This window comes from Arthrobacter sp. TJ-238 (genome assembly GCF_058269215.1).
This window is the reverse complement of sequence record NZ_JBZCNH010000005.1, coordinates 335,077-349,434: the sequence shown is the minus strand read 5'-3', so window position 1 is coordinate 349,434 and position 14,358 is coordinate 335,077. Positions and strand designations below refer to the sequence as shown.

General features: G+C 71.3%; 12 protein-coding genes. 8 read left to right on the top strand and 4 right to left on the bottom strand.

Annotated elements, in window-relative coordinates; genetic code table 11:
• Nucleotides 1–18: 18 nt before the first annotated feature.
• The 3 genes from AC4D2O_RS13160 (at nt 19) to AC4D2O_RS13150 (ending at nt 5,633) form a co-directional block, all read left to right on the top strand.
• Complete coding sequence (locus AC4D2O_RS13160) at nt 19–2,094, top strand: acyltransferase family protein (protein WP_490907798.1); 2,076 nt, start codon at nt 19–21, stop codon at nt 2,092–2,094.
• 125 nt (nt 2,095–2,219) lie between these two features.
• The gene (guaB, locus tag AC4D2O_RS13155) at nt 2,220–3,746 is read left to right on the top strand and encodes an IMP dehydrogenase (protein WP_490907797.1); all 1,527 of its coding nucleotides are present in this window, start codon (nt 2,220–2,222) and stop codon (nt 3,744–3,746) included.
• A gap of 57 nt (nt 3,747–3,803) precedes the next feature.
• Nucleotides 3,804–5,633: an ABC transporter ATP-binding protein gene (locus tag AC4D2O_RS13150; protein ID WP_490907796.1), complete on the top strand. Its 1,830-nt coding sequence runs from the start codon at nt 3,804–3,806 to the stop codon at nt 5,631–5,633.
• A gap of 87 nt (nt 5,634–5,720) precedes the next feature.
• On the opposite strand, the gene AC4D2O_RS13145 is transcribed toward AC4D2O_RS13150, so the two are convergent.
• Together AC4D2O_RS13145 and AC4D2O_RS13140 are read right to left on the bottom strand one after the other, a co-directional pair.
• Complete coding sequence (locus tag AC4D2O_RS13145) at nt 5,721–6,074, bottom strand: hypothetical protein (protein ID WP_490907795.1); 354 nt, start codon at nt 6,072–6,074, stop codon at nt 5,721–5,723.
• 41 nt (nt 6,075–6,115) lie between these two features.
• Nucleotides 6,116–6,694 (bottom strand): GNAT family N-acetyltransferase, encoded by a 579-nt coding sequence (locus tag AC4D2O_RS13140; protein ID WP_490907794.1) that lies wholly within the window; start codon nt 6,692–6,694, stop codon nt 6,116–6,118.
• 401 nt (nt 6,695–7,095) lie between these two features.
• Between AC4D2O_RS13140 and AC4D2O_RS13135 the strand changes: the two genes are divergently transcribed.
• From AC4D2O_RS13135 to AC4D2O_RS13125, 3 genes are all read left to right on the top strand, one after another.
• Entirely contained in the window at nt 7,096–7,590 is a 495-nt protein-coding gene (locus AC4D2O_RS13135; protein WP_490907793.1) for an FBP domain-containing protein, read from the top strand.
• Between the two features lie 60 nt (nt 7,591–7,650).
• On the top strand, nt 7,651–8,790 hold the full coding sequence (locus AC4D2O_RS13130; protein WP_490907792.1) for a GuaB3 family IMP dehydrogenase-related protein: 1,140 nt from the start codon (nt 7,651–7,653) through the stop codon (nt 8,788–8,790).
• Nucleotides 8,791–8,874: 84 nt separating this feature from the next.
• Nucleotides 8,875–9,366: a PTS sugar transporter subunit IIA gene (locus AC4D2O_RS13125; RefSeq protein ID WP_490907791.1), complete on the top strand. Its 492-nt coding sequence runs from the start codon at nt 8,875–8,877 to the stop codon at nt 9,364–9,366.
• Nucleotides 9,367–9,383: 17 nt separating this feature from the next.
• Here AC4D2O_RS13125 and AC4D2O_RS13120 read toward each other — a convergent pair whose 3' ends face one another.
• Both AC4D2O_RS13120 and AC4D2O_RS13115 read right to left on the bottom strand, forming a co-directional pair.
• Nucleotides 9,384–11,129 (bottom strand): ABC transporter ATP-binding protein, encoded by a 1,746-nt coding sequence (locus AC4D2O_RS13120; RefSeq protein WP_490907790.1) that lies wholly within the window; start codon nt 11,127–11,129, stop codon nt 9,384–9,386.
• On the bottom strand, nt 11,122–12,843 hold the full coding sequence (locus tag AC4D2O_RS13115) for an ABC transporter transmembrane domain-containing protein (RefSeq protein WP_490907789.1): 1,722 nt from the start codon (nt 12,841–12,843) through the stop codon (nt 11,122–11,124). Before AC4D2O_RS13115 ends, AC4D2O_RS13120 begins: the two co-directional genes overlap by 8 nt.
• Before the next feature lie 131 nt (nt 12,844–12,974).
• On the opposite strand from AC4D2O_RS13115, the gene AC4D2O_RS13110 reads away from it, so the two are divergent.
• On the top strand, nt 12,975–13,880 hold the full coding sequence (locus AC4D2O_RS13110; RefSeq protein WP_490907788.1) for an SURF1 family protein: 906 nt from the start codon (nt 12,975–12,977) through the stop codon (nt 13,878–13,880).
• Nucleotides 13,873–14,358, top strand: coding sequence for a DUF3817 domain-containing protein (locus tag AC4D2O_RS13105; RefSeq protein ID WP_490907787.1), 486 nt, complete (start codon nt 13,873–13,875; stop codon nt 14,356–14,358). Before AC4D2O_RS13110 ends, AC4D2O_RS13105 begins: the two co-directional genes overlap by 8 nt.

The window sequence follows — 14,358 nt, the reverse complement described above, 5'->3', positions numbered from 1 at the left end:
CCGAGGAGGATCAGCCTGATGCCCGTCCTGCACCCAGCCCCTCCGGCCACCGGCGGAGCAGCGGCGCCGAACCCCGGCGGGGGAGCGACGCCGGGCCCCGGCGAGCGCCGGTTCCGGCCCGAGGTGCAGGGCCTGCGTGCACTGGCCGTGGGCATGGTGGTGCTCTACCACGTGTGGCTCGGGCGGGTCTCGGGCGGCGTGGACGTGTTCCTGCTGATCTCCGCGTTCCTGCTCACCGTCACCTTCACCCGGCACCTCGAGACCGGGCAGCCGCTCGCGCTCACCGCCTACTGGCTGGGACTGCTCCGGCGGCTGCTGCCGGCCGCCGTCGTCGTGCTGCTGGCGGTCCTCGCGGCGACCGCCGTCCTGGTGCCGAGCTCGCGCTGGCGGTCCGTCCTGGACCAGACGTGGGCGTCGCTGACGTACCGGCAGAACTGGGTGCTGGCCGGCAACGCCGTGGACTACTACGCCCTGGACTCCAGCGCCGCGAGTCCTCTCCAGCACTTCTGGTCGCTGTCCATCCAGGGACAGGTGTTCCTGCTCTGGCCGCTGCTGTTCGCGCTGGCCGGCGTGGTCGTCGCCGTCACCCGCCTGCGGGTGCGGCCCGTGCTCCTCGTCCTGTTCGGCGCCGTCCTCGCCGTCTCGCTCGCGTTCTCGATCTGGCAGACCGGCACGGACCAGGCGGCCGCCTACTTCGACACGCGCGCCCGGCTGTGGGAGTTCGCGCTCGGCTCGCTCGTGGCGCTGGTGCTGCCGTACCTCGCGCTGCCGGCCCGTGTGCGCGTGGTCCTCGGCTGGGCCGGCGTGGCGATGATGCTCGCGTGCGGCGTCCTCCTGCAGGTGCAGCAGCAGTTCCCCGGCTACGTCGCCCTGTGGCCGACGCTCGCCGCGGCCGCCGTGATCGTCGCCGGTCGCACCGACAGCCGGGCCGGCGTCGACCGGTGGCTGTCGGCCGCACCCCTGCTGCGCCTCGGTGAGGCGTCCTACGCGCTGTACCTGTGGCACTGGCCCGTCCTCGTCCTCTGGCTCATCGTCGCGGACAAGCCCTCGGCCGGCCTGCCCGACGGCGCCGTCGTCATCGCCGTGTCCCTCCTGCTCGCCGTGCTCACCACGCGCCTCGTCGAGGACCCGCTGCGCTCGTGGAGGTGGCCGTCGGTGAGGCGGCGCCGCACAGGGCTGGTGGCGGCGGCAGCCCTCTCCCTGGTCGTGGTGCCCCTCTCGGGCTGGGAGTACCGGGTGCAGGCGCAGGAGGCGGCGGTGGAGCGGCAGACGCGCGAGGACAATCCCGGCGCCGCCGCCATGGACCCCGGCTTCCGGTTCCACGGCGCCGACGACGCCCTGGTCAAGCCGCTCGCCAGCAGCCTCGGTGACGAATGGGCGGCGGTCGACGGCCCCTGCCCGGCGACGCTGATGCCGGCCGACCCGCAGCTGTCCTCGTGCGTCCGCACGGGGGACGAGGCGATCGCGGAGCGGACCGTCCTGGTGCTCGGTGACTCCCACTCCCAGATGTGGATGACCGCCCTCGGAGCCGTGGCGACCGAGAACGACTGGCTCGCAGTGTCGGTGCACAGGCCCGACTGCCGGTTCGTCGACGCGCCCGGCACGGTTGCCCCGGAGTGCCAGGCCTTCAACGAGGCCGTCGCGGACTACGCCCTGCGGCTCTCTCCCGACGCCGTACTCACGGTCGGCTCGCGGACGGCCTGGAGCTCGCCCGAGGAGGAGGTGCCCGCGGGCTTCGAGGCCGCGATCGCGCCCCTGCTCGACGCGGGCATCCCCGTCGTGGCCCTCCGTGACACCCCGCGGTTCGAGGAGGACATGGCCGAGTGCACGGCCCGCAACGCTGCGGAACCATCGGCATGCGACGTCCCCGTGGCGCAGGTGCTGCCGCCCTCGTCGCCCCTCGCCGCCGTCGCTGCGCGCGTACCCGGGCTGGAGTACCTGGATCTCACCGATCTCGTGTGCGCGGAGGCCACGTGCCACGGGATCGTGGGGAACGTCCGCGTCTTCATGGACCGGGACCACCTGACCAAGTCCTACGTCGAGACCACCGTCCCGGTCTTCTCCGAGCGACTGAGGGCCGCGCTCGGCTGGTGAGGTTGAGGTGAGGACGGTCACGGAATAGGGGTCCCCCACGAATGGTTCTAGACTGACAGGGCCCGCGGGTTCCGCCCGCGCCGAGGCCCCTACCCCCACCCGGTCATCCCGAAAGAGGCGCAGCAGTGAGCCAGCAGTCCGGCCAGAACGAGACCCACGACCCCTTCGGATTCATCGGCCTGACGTACGACGACGTCCTCCTGCTCCCCGGCCACACCGACGTCATCCCCTCCGAGGCGGACACGTCGTCGCGCATCTCGAAGCGCATCACCGTCAGGACCCCGCTGCTCTCCTCCGCCATGGACACCGTGACGGAGGCCCGCATGGCCGTGGCCATGGCCCGCCAGGGCGGACTCGGCGTCATCCACCGCAACCTGTCCATCCAGGACCAGGCGGACCAGGTGGACCGCGTGAAGCGCAGCGAGTCCGGCATGATCACGAACCCCCTGACCATCGGTCCCGACGCCACGCTGCAGGAACTCGACGAGCTGTGCGGCCACTACCGCGTCTCCGGCCTGCCCGTCGTCGACGGGGCAGGACGTCTCCTCGGCATCGTCACGAACCGCGACACGCGTTTCGTGCTCGAGCGCGAGTTCCCGCGCACCCTGGTCCGCGACGTCATGACGAAGATGCCGCTCGTCACCGGGCAGGTGGGCATCAGCGGCGACGACGCCATCAACCTCCTCGCGGCCAACAAGATCGAGAAGCTCCCGCTCGTCGACGACGAGGACGTGCTCCGCGGCCTCATCACCGTCAAGGACTTCACCAAGGCCGAGCAGTACCCGCTCTCCACGAAGGACGACGACGGCCGCCTGCGGGTCGGCGCGGCCATCGGCTTCTTCGGGGACGGCTGGGAGCGCGCCATGACCCTCGTCGAGGCCGGCGTCGACGCCCTCTTCGTGGACACCGCCAACGGGCACAGCGCCGGCGTCCTCGAGATGATCGCGCGCCTGAAGGCGGAGAAGTCCGCGGCGCACGTCGACATCATCGGCGGTCAGGCGGCCACGCGCGAGGGCGCACAGGCCCTGATCGACGCCGGCGCGGACGGCATCAAGGTGGGTGTGGGCCCCGGCTCCATCTGCACCACGCGCGTCGTCGCCGGCGTGGGCGTCCCCCAGGTCACAGCCATCTACGAATCCGCGAAGGCCGCGATCCCCGCGGGCGTCCCCGTGATCGCCGACGGCGGCCTGCAGTACTCCGGCGACATCGGCAAGGCCCTCGTCGCCGGCGCCGACACCGTCATGCTCGGTTCGCTCCTCGCCGGTTCCGCGGAGGCGCCGGGAGAGCTCATCTTCGTCAACGGCAAGCAGTTCAAGACCTACCGGGGCATGGGGTCCCTGGGCGCCATGCAGACCCGCGGCAAGAACACCTCCTACTCCAAGGACCGCTACTTCCAGGCGGACGTCTCGGGTGACGACAAGCTGATCCCCGAGGGCATCGAGGGCCGGGTGGCCTACCGCGGCCCCCTCGCCTCCGTGGCGTACCAGCTCGTCGGCGGGCTGCGGCAGACCATGTTCTACACCGGGGCACGCACCATCCCCGAGCTCAAGGCCAAGGGCAAGTTCGTCCGCATCACGGCGGCCGGCCTGAAGGAATCCCACCCGCACGACATCCAGATGACGGTCGAGGCACCCAACTACGGCTCCAAGTAGCACCCGCGCAGCGTATCGGCCCCCGCCCCTGACCCAGTGTGCGGGGGCTGATGCCGTATGAGCGGACTCCCGCAGCCCGAAGCCGCAGCACGCCGCACGCTCCGCCTCCGCCCCTACGCCCGCGCCGTCGGCCAGGTGCTCGTGGTGAGCGCGAAGGCGTCGCCCGGCGCCGTCGCCATGAAGATCACCGGCTCGCTGATCTCCGCGACCCTGCCGCTCGTCACCACCTACTTCGCGTCGCTGACGACGACGGCGCTCGCCGCGGCCTACGCGGGCGACCCGGACGCGGGGCGGTCCGCGATCGTCTATGTGCTCGTCACGGCCGTCCTCGGGTTGCTGTGGGGCGCCTTCACCAGCGTGGACCGCTACATCCAGCAGGTCCTGAGCTTCCGCGTGGGCGCGATCGTGGGGGACCGCATGTACGAGCGGTTCCTGGCGCTGGAATTCTGGCGGTACGACGACAAGGAGACGGTGGATCTCTACGACAGGGCCCGCCGTTTCTCCGACTCCTACGCACGGGTCCTCGACCGGATCGCGGCGATCTTCACGCAGCTGGTCTCCGTGGTCCTCGCCATCGGCGCGCTGCTGCTGGTCAGCTGGTGGATCGCCCTGATCGTCCTCCTCGCGATCATCCCCAGCGTCTACCTGCAGTTCCGGTTGTCCCGGGAGCAGATGGCGCACTGGAACACGCAGGTGGACTCGCGGCGGCAGCGGCGCATGATCGAGACGAACCTGATGAAGCCGCAGAACATCGCCGAGATGCGCCTGTACGGGATCGTCCGGTACCTCATGGACCTGCGCTCCACCCTGCGCGACGCCGACGAGAAGCGGCGCCTCGACTTCCAGAAGCGCTACATCCCCAAGCAGCTCCTCGCGGACGCCCTGCAGTACGGCGCCGAGCTGCTGGCACTGGTGTGGATCGTGGGGCAGATCATCGCCCGGGCCCAGCCAGTGGGCCAGTTCCTCTACGTGCAGCAGATCGTCAGCCGGGCGCTCAGTACCGCCAACAGCCTCGTGTCCTCGCTGAGCTCCATCGACGAAGACCTGGCGAACCTCAAGGACTACGAGCAGTTCATGGAGTTCCCACTGTCCACCGGTGCCCCCGGGCGCCTGGCCGAGGCCCCCGCCGTCGTCGAGCTCCGCGACATCCACTTCACGTACGCCGGCAGCGAGGAGGAGGTGCTGAAGGGCATCTCGATGTCCTTCGAACGCGGCACGCACGTGGCCGTGGTCGGCGAGAACGGTGCCGGGAAGTCGACGCTCGTGCGGGTCCTAGCCGGTCTGTACCAGCCGAGCAGGGGAGCGGTGCTGCTCGACGGCCGCGACCTGCGCGGGATCGGGATCGACGACTGGCACCAGCACCTCGCCGTGATGAGCCAGGACTTCCTGCGCTACGAGTTCGCGACGGCCGCCAACAACATCTACTTCGGCGATGTCCATCGCGCGCGCGACGACGAGCGGGTGCGGCGGGCCGCCGAGGACGCCGACGCGGCGGACTTCATCGCCAGGATGCCGAACGGCTACGAGAACTACGTGAGCAACTGGATGGAGGACCCGCGCGGCCGGAAGGGCAGCGGACTGTCGGGCGGGCAGTGGCAACGGCTCGCGATGGCCCGCAACTTCTACCGGGACGCGCCCTTCATCGTGATGGACGAGCCGACATCGGCCATCGACGCGCTCGCCGAGCACCGCATCTTCACGCGGCTCTTCGGCGACCGCTCGCGGACCATCATCGCGATCAGCCACCGGCTCGCCACCATCGAGAAGGCCGACGTCGTGTACATGCTCGAGGACGGGCGCGTGGTCGAATCGGGGACTCACCGGGAGCTGGTGGCGCTCCGGGGCCGCTACTTCAGGATGTTCGAGAGCCAGCTGCCGGACGCCTGACCCCTGCAGAGGCGGGCCGCCGCGGCGTGTGCCGATGCCGAGGGTCCGCGCGTTCCGGCGGGAGTCCGGCGGCTGTCCGGCGGGGTTTCAGTCGTCCCAGTCCCCGTCCGGGTCCTCCTCGTAGCCCACCGACTTCTCCTGGAGGAACTGGCAGAGGGATGCAGCGGCCAGGAGCTCCGCGGCGAGGCCGTGCAGCTCTGCCGGTGTCAGTTCGAACTCGTCCGCGCGGGCACCGAACGAGACGGACCACCGCGCATCGCCGATGGAGACCGGTTGCATGTAGATCCCGGTGCTGCCGATCCTGAGCGGGACGGTCACCAGACCGGTATCGGCTCCGCCCTCGCCGTCCTGGACGAGGACGGTGATGAGCGCGCCCCCTTCCCGGGTGGTCCGGAACTCGTCGACCCAGGCCTCCAGCGTCTTCTTGCTACGGAACGGCATTCCGTCGTCCTTCCTCGATGTCCCTCTATCCGGAGTTCACCCTAGGGTGTCCCACCGACGCCGCCCGACCTCCCAACGCACGGGAGGACGGCCCGCCGCATCACCACCCTCGGCCATGCCTCGAGTCCTGCCTCCGCCTCGTGGCGCCGCACCGCGGCCAGCCCGGGCCCCAGATCGGCCTCCGCGAGGTCCACGAAGCCGAGGCGCCGGTAGTACGGCGCGTTCCAGGGCACGTCCCTGAACGTCGTCAGGGTCAGGGACGGCATCGAACGGAGGCGGGCCCAGGCCTCCGCCTCGTCGATCAGCCTGCGCCCGACACCCTGCCGCGCGTGCCCGGGGTGCACGGACACCTGCTCGATGTGCGCGGCGCCGTCGACGACGGCGAGCAGCAGGTAGGCGACGGGTCCGACGCCGTCGGAGGCGACCCAGCCCCGACCCGCTGCGCAGGACGCTGCCAGCACGGACTGCGGCGGCGGCTCATCCTCCGCGATCGCCGCCATCCCCAGTTCGCGGAAGGCGAGGCCCGCGGCACGCTCCACGGCCGGGAGGAAGGGCACGTCCGAGGCGATCATCGGCCGGACGGCGACCGCGCCCGGCGCGGCACGAGGGCGTTCGGACACGATGCGCTCCTTCCGGGGTCGGTCCGCACGAACGGGATCCCATGGCGTGGCGGACAGTGCGGCACAGAGCACGACGCTTTGCAGGGGGCGGCTCTTCCTGCGAGGATAGCCCCGCACGAAGCACGAAGCACGAAGCACGAGGATCAGGAATCAGGGACGGATGAGCATGCAGCGGAGCCTCAGGGCCCGGTCTGCCGCGGAGAGCGGGGTGGCCGTCATGGCCTGCTGCGCGCCCGCGCCCTCGCCGGCACCCCCGACCATGGCAGGCAGCCTCCCGGCCTGACGCACCGCCGAACCCCGTTCGGCGTGCCAGTCCGTCGTACCCGCGAGGCGCCGCGTCCCCATGGCCCGGCCGGCAGAGCCGATTCCCCTCGACCCTCCAGCTGCTAAGGCGCTTCTCCATGCAACCCCTCTCCATCAAGGACATCCGCTCCTCCTTCATCAACGCCACCCGGTCCGAGACCGCGAAGCTCACCCCGCCGAAGAACCTCGACACCCTGGACTGGGAGAACCTCGACTTCCTCGGCTGGCGTGACGAGAAGATGCCGCTCCGCGGCTACCTCGTGGTCCCGGGCCCCCAGCGTCCGACCGGCATCCTCCTCCGGGCCCCCGAGGGAGGAGCGCGCAAGAACCGGGCGGTCCTCTGCGAACTCTGCCGGGACGTGTACTCCAAGGAGGACGTCCTCCTATGGGTGGCCCGCCGCTCCGGCCAGTCCGGACGCGACGGCAACAGCGTCGGGACGCTGATCTGCGCCGACTTCGTCTGCTCGGCCAACGTGCGCCGGGAACCGCCCGCCAGTGAGATCCGCCCGGACCCGGCCGTCGTCGTGCGGCGCCAGGCAAGCGAGCTGCGCGAACGCACCGGGAAGTTCCTCGACCGCGTGGACCAGCGGTAGCCATCGCGGGCGTGCGCCGGAACGCAGGGACCGGGAGCGCCGCTGGGCTAACCTAGAGCAGTGACTTACGAGATCGAGATCGGCCGGGCCAAGCGCGGACGCAGGGCATATTCGCTGGACGACGTTGCGGTGGTGCCCTCCCGGCGCACCCGGGACCCGCTCGACGTCTCGGTGAACTGGCAGATCGACGCCTACCAGTTCGAGATGCCCGTCGTCGCCGCCCCCATGGATTCGGCCATGTCGCCCGTCACCGCCATCGCCATGGGCCGGCTCGGCGGCCTCGGCGTGCTCAACCTCGAGGGGCTGTGGACCCGTTACGAGGACCCGCAGCCGGTCCTGGACGAGATCGCCGGTCTCAGCACCGAGGCCTTCAGCCCGGCGGCCACGCGTCGGATGCAGGAGCTGTACAGTGCGCCCATCCGCGCCGAGCTCATCACGAGCCGCCTCGCCGAGATCCGCGAGGCCGGCGTGACCGTCGCGGGTTCCCTCACGCCGCAGCGCACGCAGCAGTTCTACAGGACCGTCCTCGCCGCCGGCGTCGACATCTTCGTGATCCGCGGCACCACGGTGTCCGCGGAGCACGTGTCGAAGAACGAGCAGCCCCTGGACCTGAAGAAGTTCATCTACGAGCTCGACGTCCCGGTGATCGTGGGTGGCGCCGCAGGCTACACGCCGGCCCTCCACCTCATGCGGACGGGCGCGGCCGGTGTGCTGGTCGGCTTCGGCGGCGGCGCGACGACGACGACGCGACGCGCGCTCGGCATCCACTCGCCGCTCGCCTCGGCCATCGCCGACGTGGCCGGAGCCCGCCGCGACTACATGGACGAATCCGGCGGCCGCTACGTCCACGTCATCGCCGACGGCGGCATGGGCGCCAGCGGCGACATCGTCAAGGCCATCGCGATGGGCGCCGACGCCGTCATGCTCGGCTCCGCGCTCGCCCGCGCCGAGGAGGCCCCCGGCAAGGGCTGGCACTGGGGCCAGGAGGCGCACCACCACGAACTGCCGCGCGGGGACAGGGTCAACATCGGCACCGTCGGCCCCCTGCAGGAGGTGCTCTGGGGCCCCTCCCACCACACCGACGGCACGTCCAACCTGATCGGCGCGCTCCGCCGGGCCATGGCCACCACCGGGTACTCGGACCTCAAGGAGTTCCAGCGGGTGGAAGTGGTCCTCTCTCCCTACGTCTCCACCGACTGACCGAGGACACGCGCACGCCGGCGCCCGGTGCGGCCGGGGCTAAGCTGGAAGGCCATGGCCGGCGGGAACTTCGAAAGGCACATTGTGAGCGACTTGTCCCTCGAGCTGCACGACGCCGAACTCACCACGCCCGACCTCGTGATCCTCGAGATGGAAGCGGTGTCCAAGGAGGACGCCGCAGCCCAGCTGGCCGAGCGCCTGTATGCCGCGGGGCGCATCTCGGACCTGCAGGCCTTCCTCGACCAGGTCAATTCGCGCGAACACCAGATGGCCACCGGACTGCCCGGCGGCGTCGGCCTGCCGCACGCCCGCAGTGAGTACGTGAACCAGACCTCGATCGCCGTCGGCGTCACGCGCTTCGGGCACAGCCTCGACTTCGGCGCCGTTGATGGTCCGGCCACGCTCGTCCTCCTCATGGCCACGCCCGCGCAGTCCTTCTCGGAACACCTCGAGGTCCTCGCCACGATCGCCCGCAGCCTGTTCAAGGAGAACTTCCGCGAGTCCCTGCGCAGGGCGCACGACGCCGAGGTGATCGCCGAGCTGATCAACTCCTCGCTGGTGTTCTTCGACCACTAGCGCCCTGCCTCCGGGCCCTACTCGCTCCGCCAGGAGTTCCACAGCGACGCGTACGCACCGTCCAGGGCCAGGAGCTCGTCGTGCGAGCCGAGCTCCGCGATCCGCCCCTCCTCCACCACGGCCACGCGGTCGGCGTCGTGAGCCGTGTGCAGCCGGTGGGCGATGGCGATGACGGTGCGCCCCTCGAGGACGGCGTTGAGAGACCGCTCGAGGTCCCGTGCCGCCTGCGGGTCGATCAGCGACGTCGCCTCGTCCAGGACCAGGGTGTGCGGATCGGCGAGGATCAGCCGGGCCAGCGCCAGCTCCTGCGCCTGGGCGGGCGTCAGCTCGTGCGCGCCGGAGCCCACCTCCGTGTCCATGCCCTCCGGGAGCTGCTTCACCCAGTCGAGGGCGCCGACGCTGCGCAGCGCGTCCTCGATCTCGACGTCACCCGCGTCCGCGCGACCGAGCCGCACGTTGTCCGAGACCGACCCCACGAAGACGTGGTGCTCCTGCGTCACGAGGGCCACCTCGCGGCGCAGGTCGTCCAGCGGCCGGTCGACCAGGGGTACGCCGCCCACCGTGACCGACCCCGAGGTGGGCGGGTGGATCCCCGCGATCAGCCGGCCCAGGGTGGACTTGCCGGCACCGGACGGGCCGACGACGGCGAGCCGTTCGCCGCGCACGAGCGTGAGGTCCACCCCGTGCAGCACGTTGTGGCCGGGCCGGTACGCGTAGGTCGCCGCGGACACCACGATGTCCTCGTTGGCGGGTTCCGCCGCCGTCGCCTCGCGGTCGGGCTCGACGTCCTTGATGCCGATGATGCGCGCGAGCGACGCCGCCCCGACCTGGATCTCGTCGGTCCACATGATGAGCAGGTCCACGGGGTCGATCAGCCGGACGGCGAACAGCGCCACCGCGGCCACGGCGCCGGGCGTGACGACGCCCTGGCCCACGAGCCAGCCTCCCCACAGCAGCACCGCGGCGGCGGGCAGCCAGAAGGCGATGTCCGCGGCCGGGAACAGGACCGAGCGCAGCCACAGCGTGTACCGCTCCGCCCGGAAGCTAGTGCCGAGGGCGGCGTCGAGGTCCTGGCGGCGCAGCGCGCCGAGACCGAGGGCGTCGACGGTCCGTGCGCCTTCGATCGACTCCGTGAGCGTCCCGTTCACCACGGCGTAGGTCTCGCGCTCGCGCATGTAGCCGGCCGCGCTGCGCCGCAGGTACCAGCGCGTCACGGGCCACAGCAGCGGCAGGCCCACGAGGAGGGCGAGGGACAGCACGGGCGAGGTGACGACCGCGGCGCCGAGCGTCAGGAGGATGGTCACCACGGAGACGACGACCTGCGGCACGCCGAAGCGCACAGTGTGGGACACCGCGTCGATGTCGTTCGTGGTCCGGGCGACGAGGTCACCGGTGCCCGCCTTCTCCACCGTGGACAGCGGCAGCGCCGTGACGTCCTCCATGAAGTCCTCGCGCAGCTCGGCGAACACGCGCTCGCCGAAGACCATGCCGGAGCGCACGGCGTACCGGCGCAGCACCGACTGCACCACGAGGAACCCGAGCATCCAGAGGGACACGGTCGCCACGAACGACGCCGTCGTGCCCGCGGACACGGCGTCCACGAGGATGCCGAGCAGGATCGGCCCGGCGAGGCCCGCGATGGCGGACCCCACGTAGAGGGCGATCACCGCGCCGAGGGCACGCCGGTGGTGGCGGATGAGGCGCGAGGCCTCGTCGCGGACGGATGCCGCTCCGGCGACGGGGAGTTTGGCCGTGCTACTCACTGCGGATCACCACGTTCCGATAGGTGCTGCTGCTGGTCATGAGGTCCTTGTGGCTGCCCTGCGCGCTGACCCGGCCGTCCTCGAGGAAGACCACGCGGTCCACGACCCTCAGCAGCAGCGGGCTCGCCGTGACGATGACGGTCGTCCGGCCGTCCCGCCGTCGGGCGCCGCCGAGGCGGGCCGCGATGCGCTGCTCGGTGTGGGCGTCCACGGCGCTCGTCGGCTCCACCAGGACCAGGTTCTCGGCCTCGGTCAGGTAGGCGCGCGCCAGGACCAGGCGCTGGCGCTGCCCGCCGGAGAAGCTCCGGCCGCGCTCGGTGACCTCGTGGTCGAGACCACCCTCGAGCCCGTCGAGGATGTCGAGGGCGCTCACTGCCTCGAGCGCCGCGAGGACGGCCTCGTCGTCGTGCCGGCCCTGCGGGTCGAGCTGCGCGCGGAGGGACCCGCTGAAGAGCTGCGGGGCGGCCTCGCTCACCACGATCCGCGCACGGATGTCCGCGAGCGGCACGTGCCGGAGGTCCGCGGCACCCCAGCGGACCGTGGCCTCCTCGAGCACGGCGTCCTCGAACCGGCCGAGGCGCGTCACGGCGTCCGTGGACTCGGCGGGTTCCCGCGAGACGACGGCCGTGATCAGCCCGGGCTCGACGACGACGCCCGACCGCTCGTCGACGAGGACCGCACCGGGCGGCGGGGCGTGCACCGGCGTCGTACTCTCCGCGACGGCGGCGTCGACCGACAGCACCGCGATGATCTTCCGCGCACCGACGTGGGCGCGGATGAAGCGGGCCACCGAGTCGGCGGCCGCGCGGATGGGCGTCATGAGGAAGATCGAAAAGCCGTAGAGGGCCACGAGCTCCCCGGGTGTGATCTCGCCCGCGAGGACCAGCGACGCGCCCACCCACGTGAAGACCACGCTGAAGGACCCGGCGATGAACACCTGGGACGCCTCGAGGTCCGCGAGGGAGCGGGCCACCCGGATGCCCGAATCCCGCGTCACGGCCGACTTGTCCCGGTACCGGCCCACGAAGATGTGCTCGCCGCCGATGCCGCGCAGCACCCGCAGTCCCGCGACGGTGTCCGCGCCCACGGCGGTCATCCGGCCTGACGCCTCGCGCTGCTCGCGCTGCCGCGCCTGCATGGGCCGCACCACGAAGAGCAGGAGCCCGCAGCACACGGGGACGCCGACGAGCACGACGACGCCGAGCACAGGGGAGGTCTGCCAGATGAGCACAGTGACCACGAGCCAGGCCGCCGCCGCTCCGGCGAGGCGGGTGAGCACCTCGTACACCTCGCCCAGCCGGAAGGCATCGGAGGCCGCGGTGGACACGACCTCGCCCGTGGACAGCGCGGCGGGGAGGGCGTCGCCCGTGCGGCTGATCTTGTGCCCCACCAGGCGTACGGAACGGAACGCCGCCTGCATCCAGCTGCTCACCCCGGCCCGGTGCGTCGCGGTGTCGGAGACGGCCTGGACCACCATGAGGCCGAGCAGCGCACCGGCCCAGCCGAGCAGGGCACGCGTGTCGCCGCCGATGATGCCGTCGTCGAGGGCGCGCCCGAGCACGAAGGGCATGACCGCCTGCGACGCCATCCACACGGTGCCGAGGAGCACGCCCGCCGCGAGTGTCGCCTTCTGCTGCCCGCCGAGCCACAGCAGATAGCGCGCGGGGGAGCGCAGGTCCGGCGAGCCGGTCAGGGGGTAGGGAAAGGAACGCACGAGGGTCCATCCTAGACGGCATCCGGGCATAGTGATAGGGATCTGCCAATCACTCTGTCGGTCGAGAGGGCGGCGCCGACCGGTCCCTCCGGTATTCGTTGTTCTACACGGTCACGAAGTACCGTTGAAGGGTGTTGAAAACCGCGCTCAAGCCTCGATGGATCCTCACGCTGATCCTCGCGATGGCGGCCGCCGCGGTCTTCGTCCTCCTCAGCCAGTGGCAGTTCAGTTCCTCGCGGGAGACACCGCCGCCCGCGCCCAGCACCACGGAGAACGTCCGTCCGCTCACCGACGTGCTGGAACCCCTCACGCCGCTGTACGCGTCGGGGGCCGACCAGATGGTGTCGGTCGAGGGCGCGTTCGAGCCCGGCACCCGGATGCTGGTGGAGAACCGCCTGCACGACGGCGAGGAGGGCCTCTGGGTCGTGCAGGCGTTCACCGTCGCCGCGTCCCCGGAGCCGGCCGCACCCGCCGAGGAGGCCGTCATCCCCGTCGTCCTCGGCTGGGTGGCGACCGCGGAGGACGCGGCAGCGGTCCCGGAGCAGGAAGGAGGAGCCGTCGTCGTCGGCCGCCTCCTGCCGCCCGAGGCCCCCGAGGTGCAGCGGAACGTCGACGGGCAGGTCCCCTCGCTGTCCACGGCCGAGCTCTCCAACATCTGGGACGCGACCACCTACGCCGCGTTCGTCGTGGCCTCCGATGTGACGGTCGACGGCGCGGCCGTACCTTTCACCGCCGGTCTGGAACCCGTGGTGGTGGGCCCGCAGCCGCAGGACACCCCGATCAACTGGCTGAACATCTTCTACGCCGTCGAGTGGGTCGTCTTCGCCGGCTTCGCGTTCTTCCTCTGGTGGCGCCTCGTCGCCGACGACCACCGCCGCACCCTCGAGGACGAGGCCGAGGCCGAGGAGGCCCTGCGGGAGGCCTCCGACCCCTCGCCGGGCGCGTCCCCTCCCGCAGATGCTCCTCCCGCAGATGCTCCGACTACCCCGACGCCCACCCAGACTTCCACCCAGGAAAGCGGTGCCCACCGTGACTGAGCCAGTACTCGACCCCGCCGCCGGAGCCGCACGACCGAAGGGCGGGAAGCCGAAGCGGCGGTTCGGCGGGACGCACGCGCAGATCCGGTCCGCGCTCACGTTCTACAAGGTGCTCTCCTACGCGACCGGCGTCATGCTGCTACTCGTCGTCGTGGAGATGGTGGCGAAGTACGGGTTCGACTCCGAGATCGTGGCCGGCGGGGGAGCCTTCCTCCAGGTCCTCCCCGAGGTGGTCGCCGAGACCGCCGGAGGCGTGAACCTCTCGAGGGCGGTGCTGATCGTCCACGGCTGGCTGTACGTCGTGTACCTCATCGCCGACTTCCGGCTGTGGCAGCTCATGCGCTGGCCCTTCGGCCGCTTCGTCCTGATCGCGCTCGGCGGCGTGGTGCCGCTGCTGTCCTTCTTCGTGGAGAAGCGGATCCACCGCCAGGCCGAGGAGGACCTCGCAGCTCACCCCGAGGCCGCTCCGCGGTACTGA

Coding starts and splice junctions, on each gene's coding strand:
- AC4D2O_RS13160 (WP_490907798.1), top strand. CDS start 19: ATGCCCGTCCTGCACCCAGCCCCTCCGGCCACCGGCGGAGCAGCGGCG.
- AC4D2O_RS13150 (WP_490907796.1), top strand. CDS start 3,804: ATGAGCGGACTCCCGCAGCCCGAAGCCGCAGCACGCCGCACGCTCCGC.
- AC4D2O_RS13145 (WP_490907795.1), bottom strand. CDS start 6,074: ATGCCGTTCCGTAGCAAGAAGACGCTGGAGGCCTGGGTCGACGAGTTC.
- AC4D2O_RS13135 (WP_490907793.1), top strand. CDS start 7,096: ATGCAACCCCTCTCCATCAAGGACATCCGCTCCTCCTTCATCAACGCC.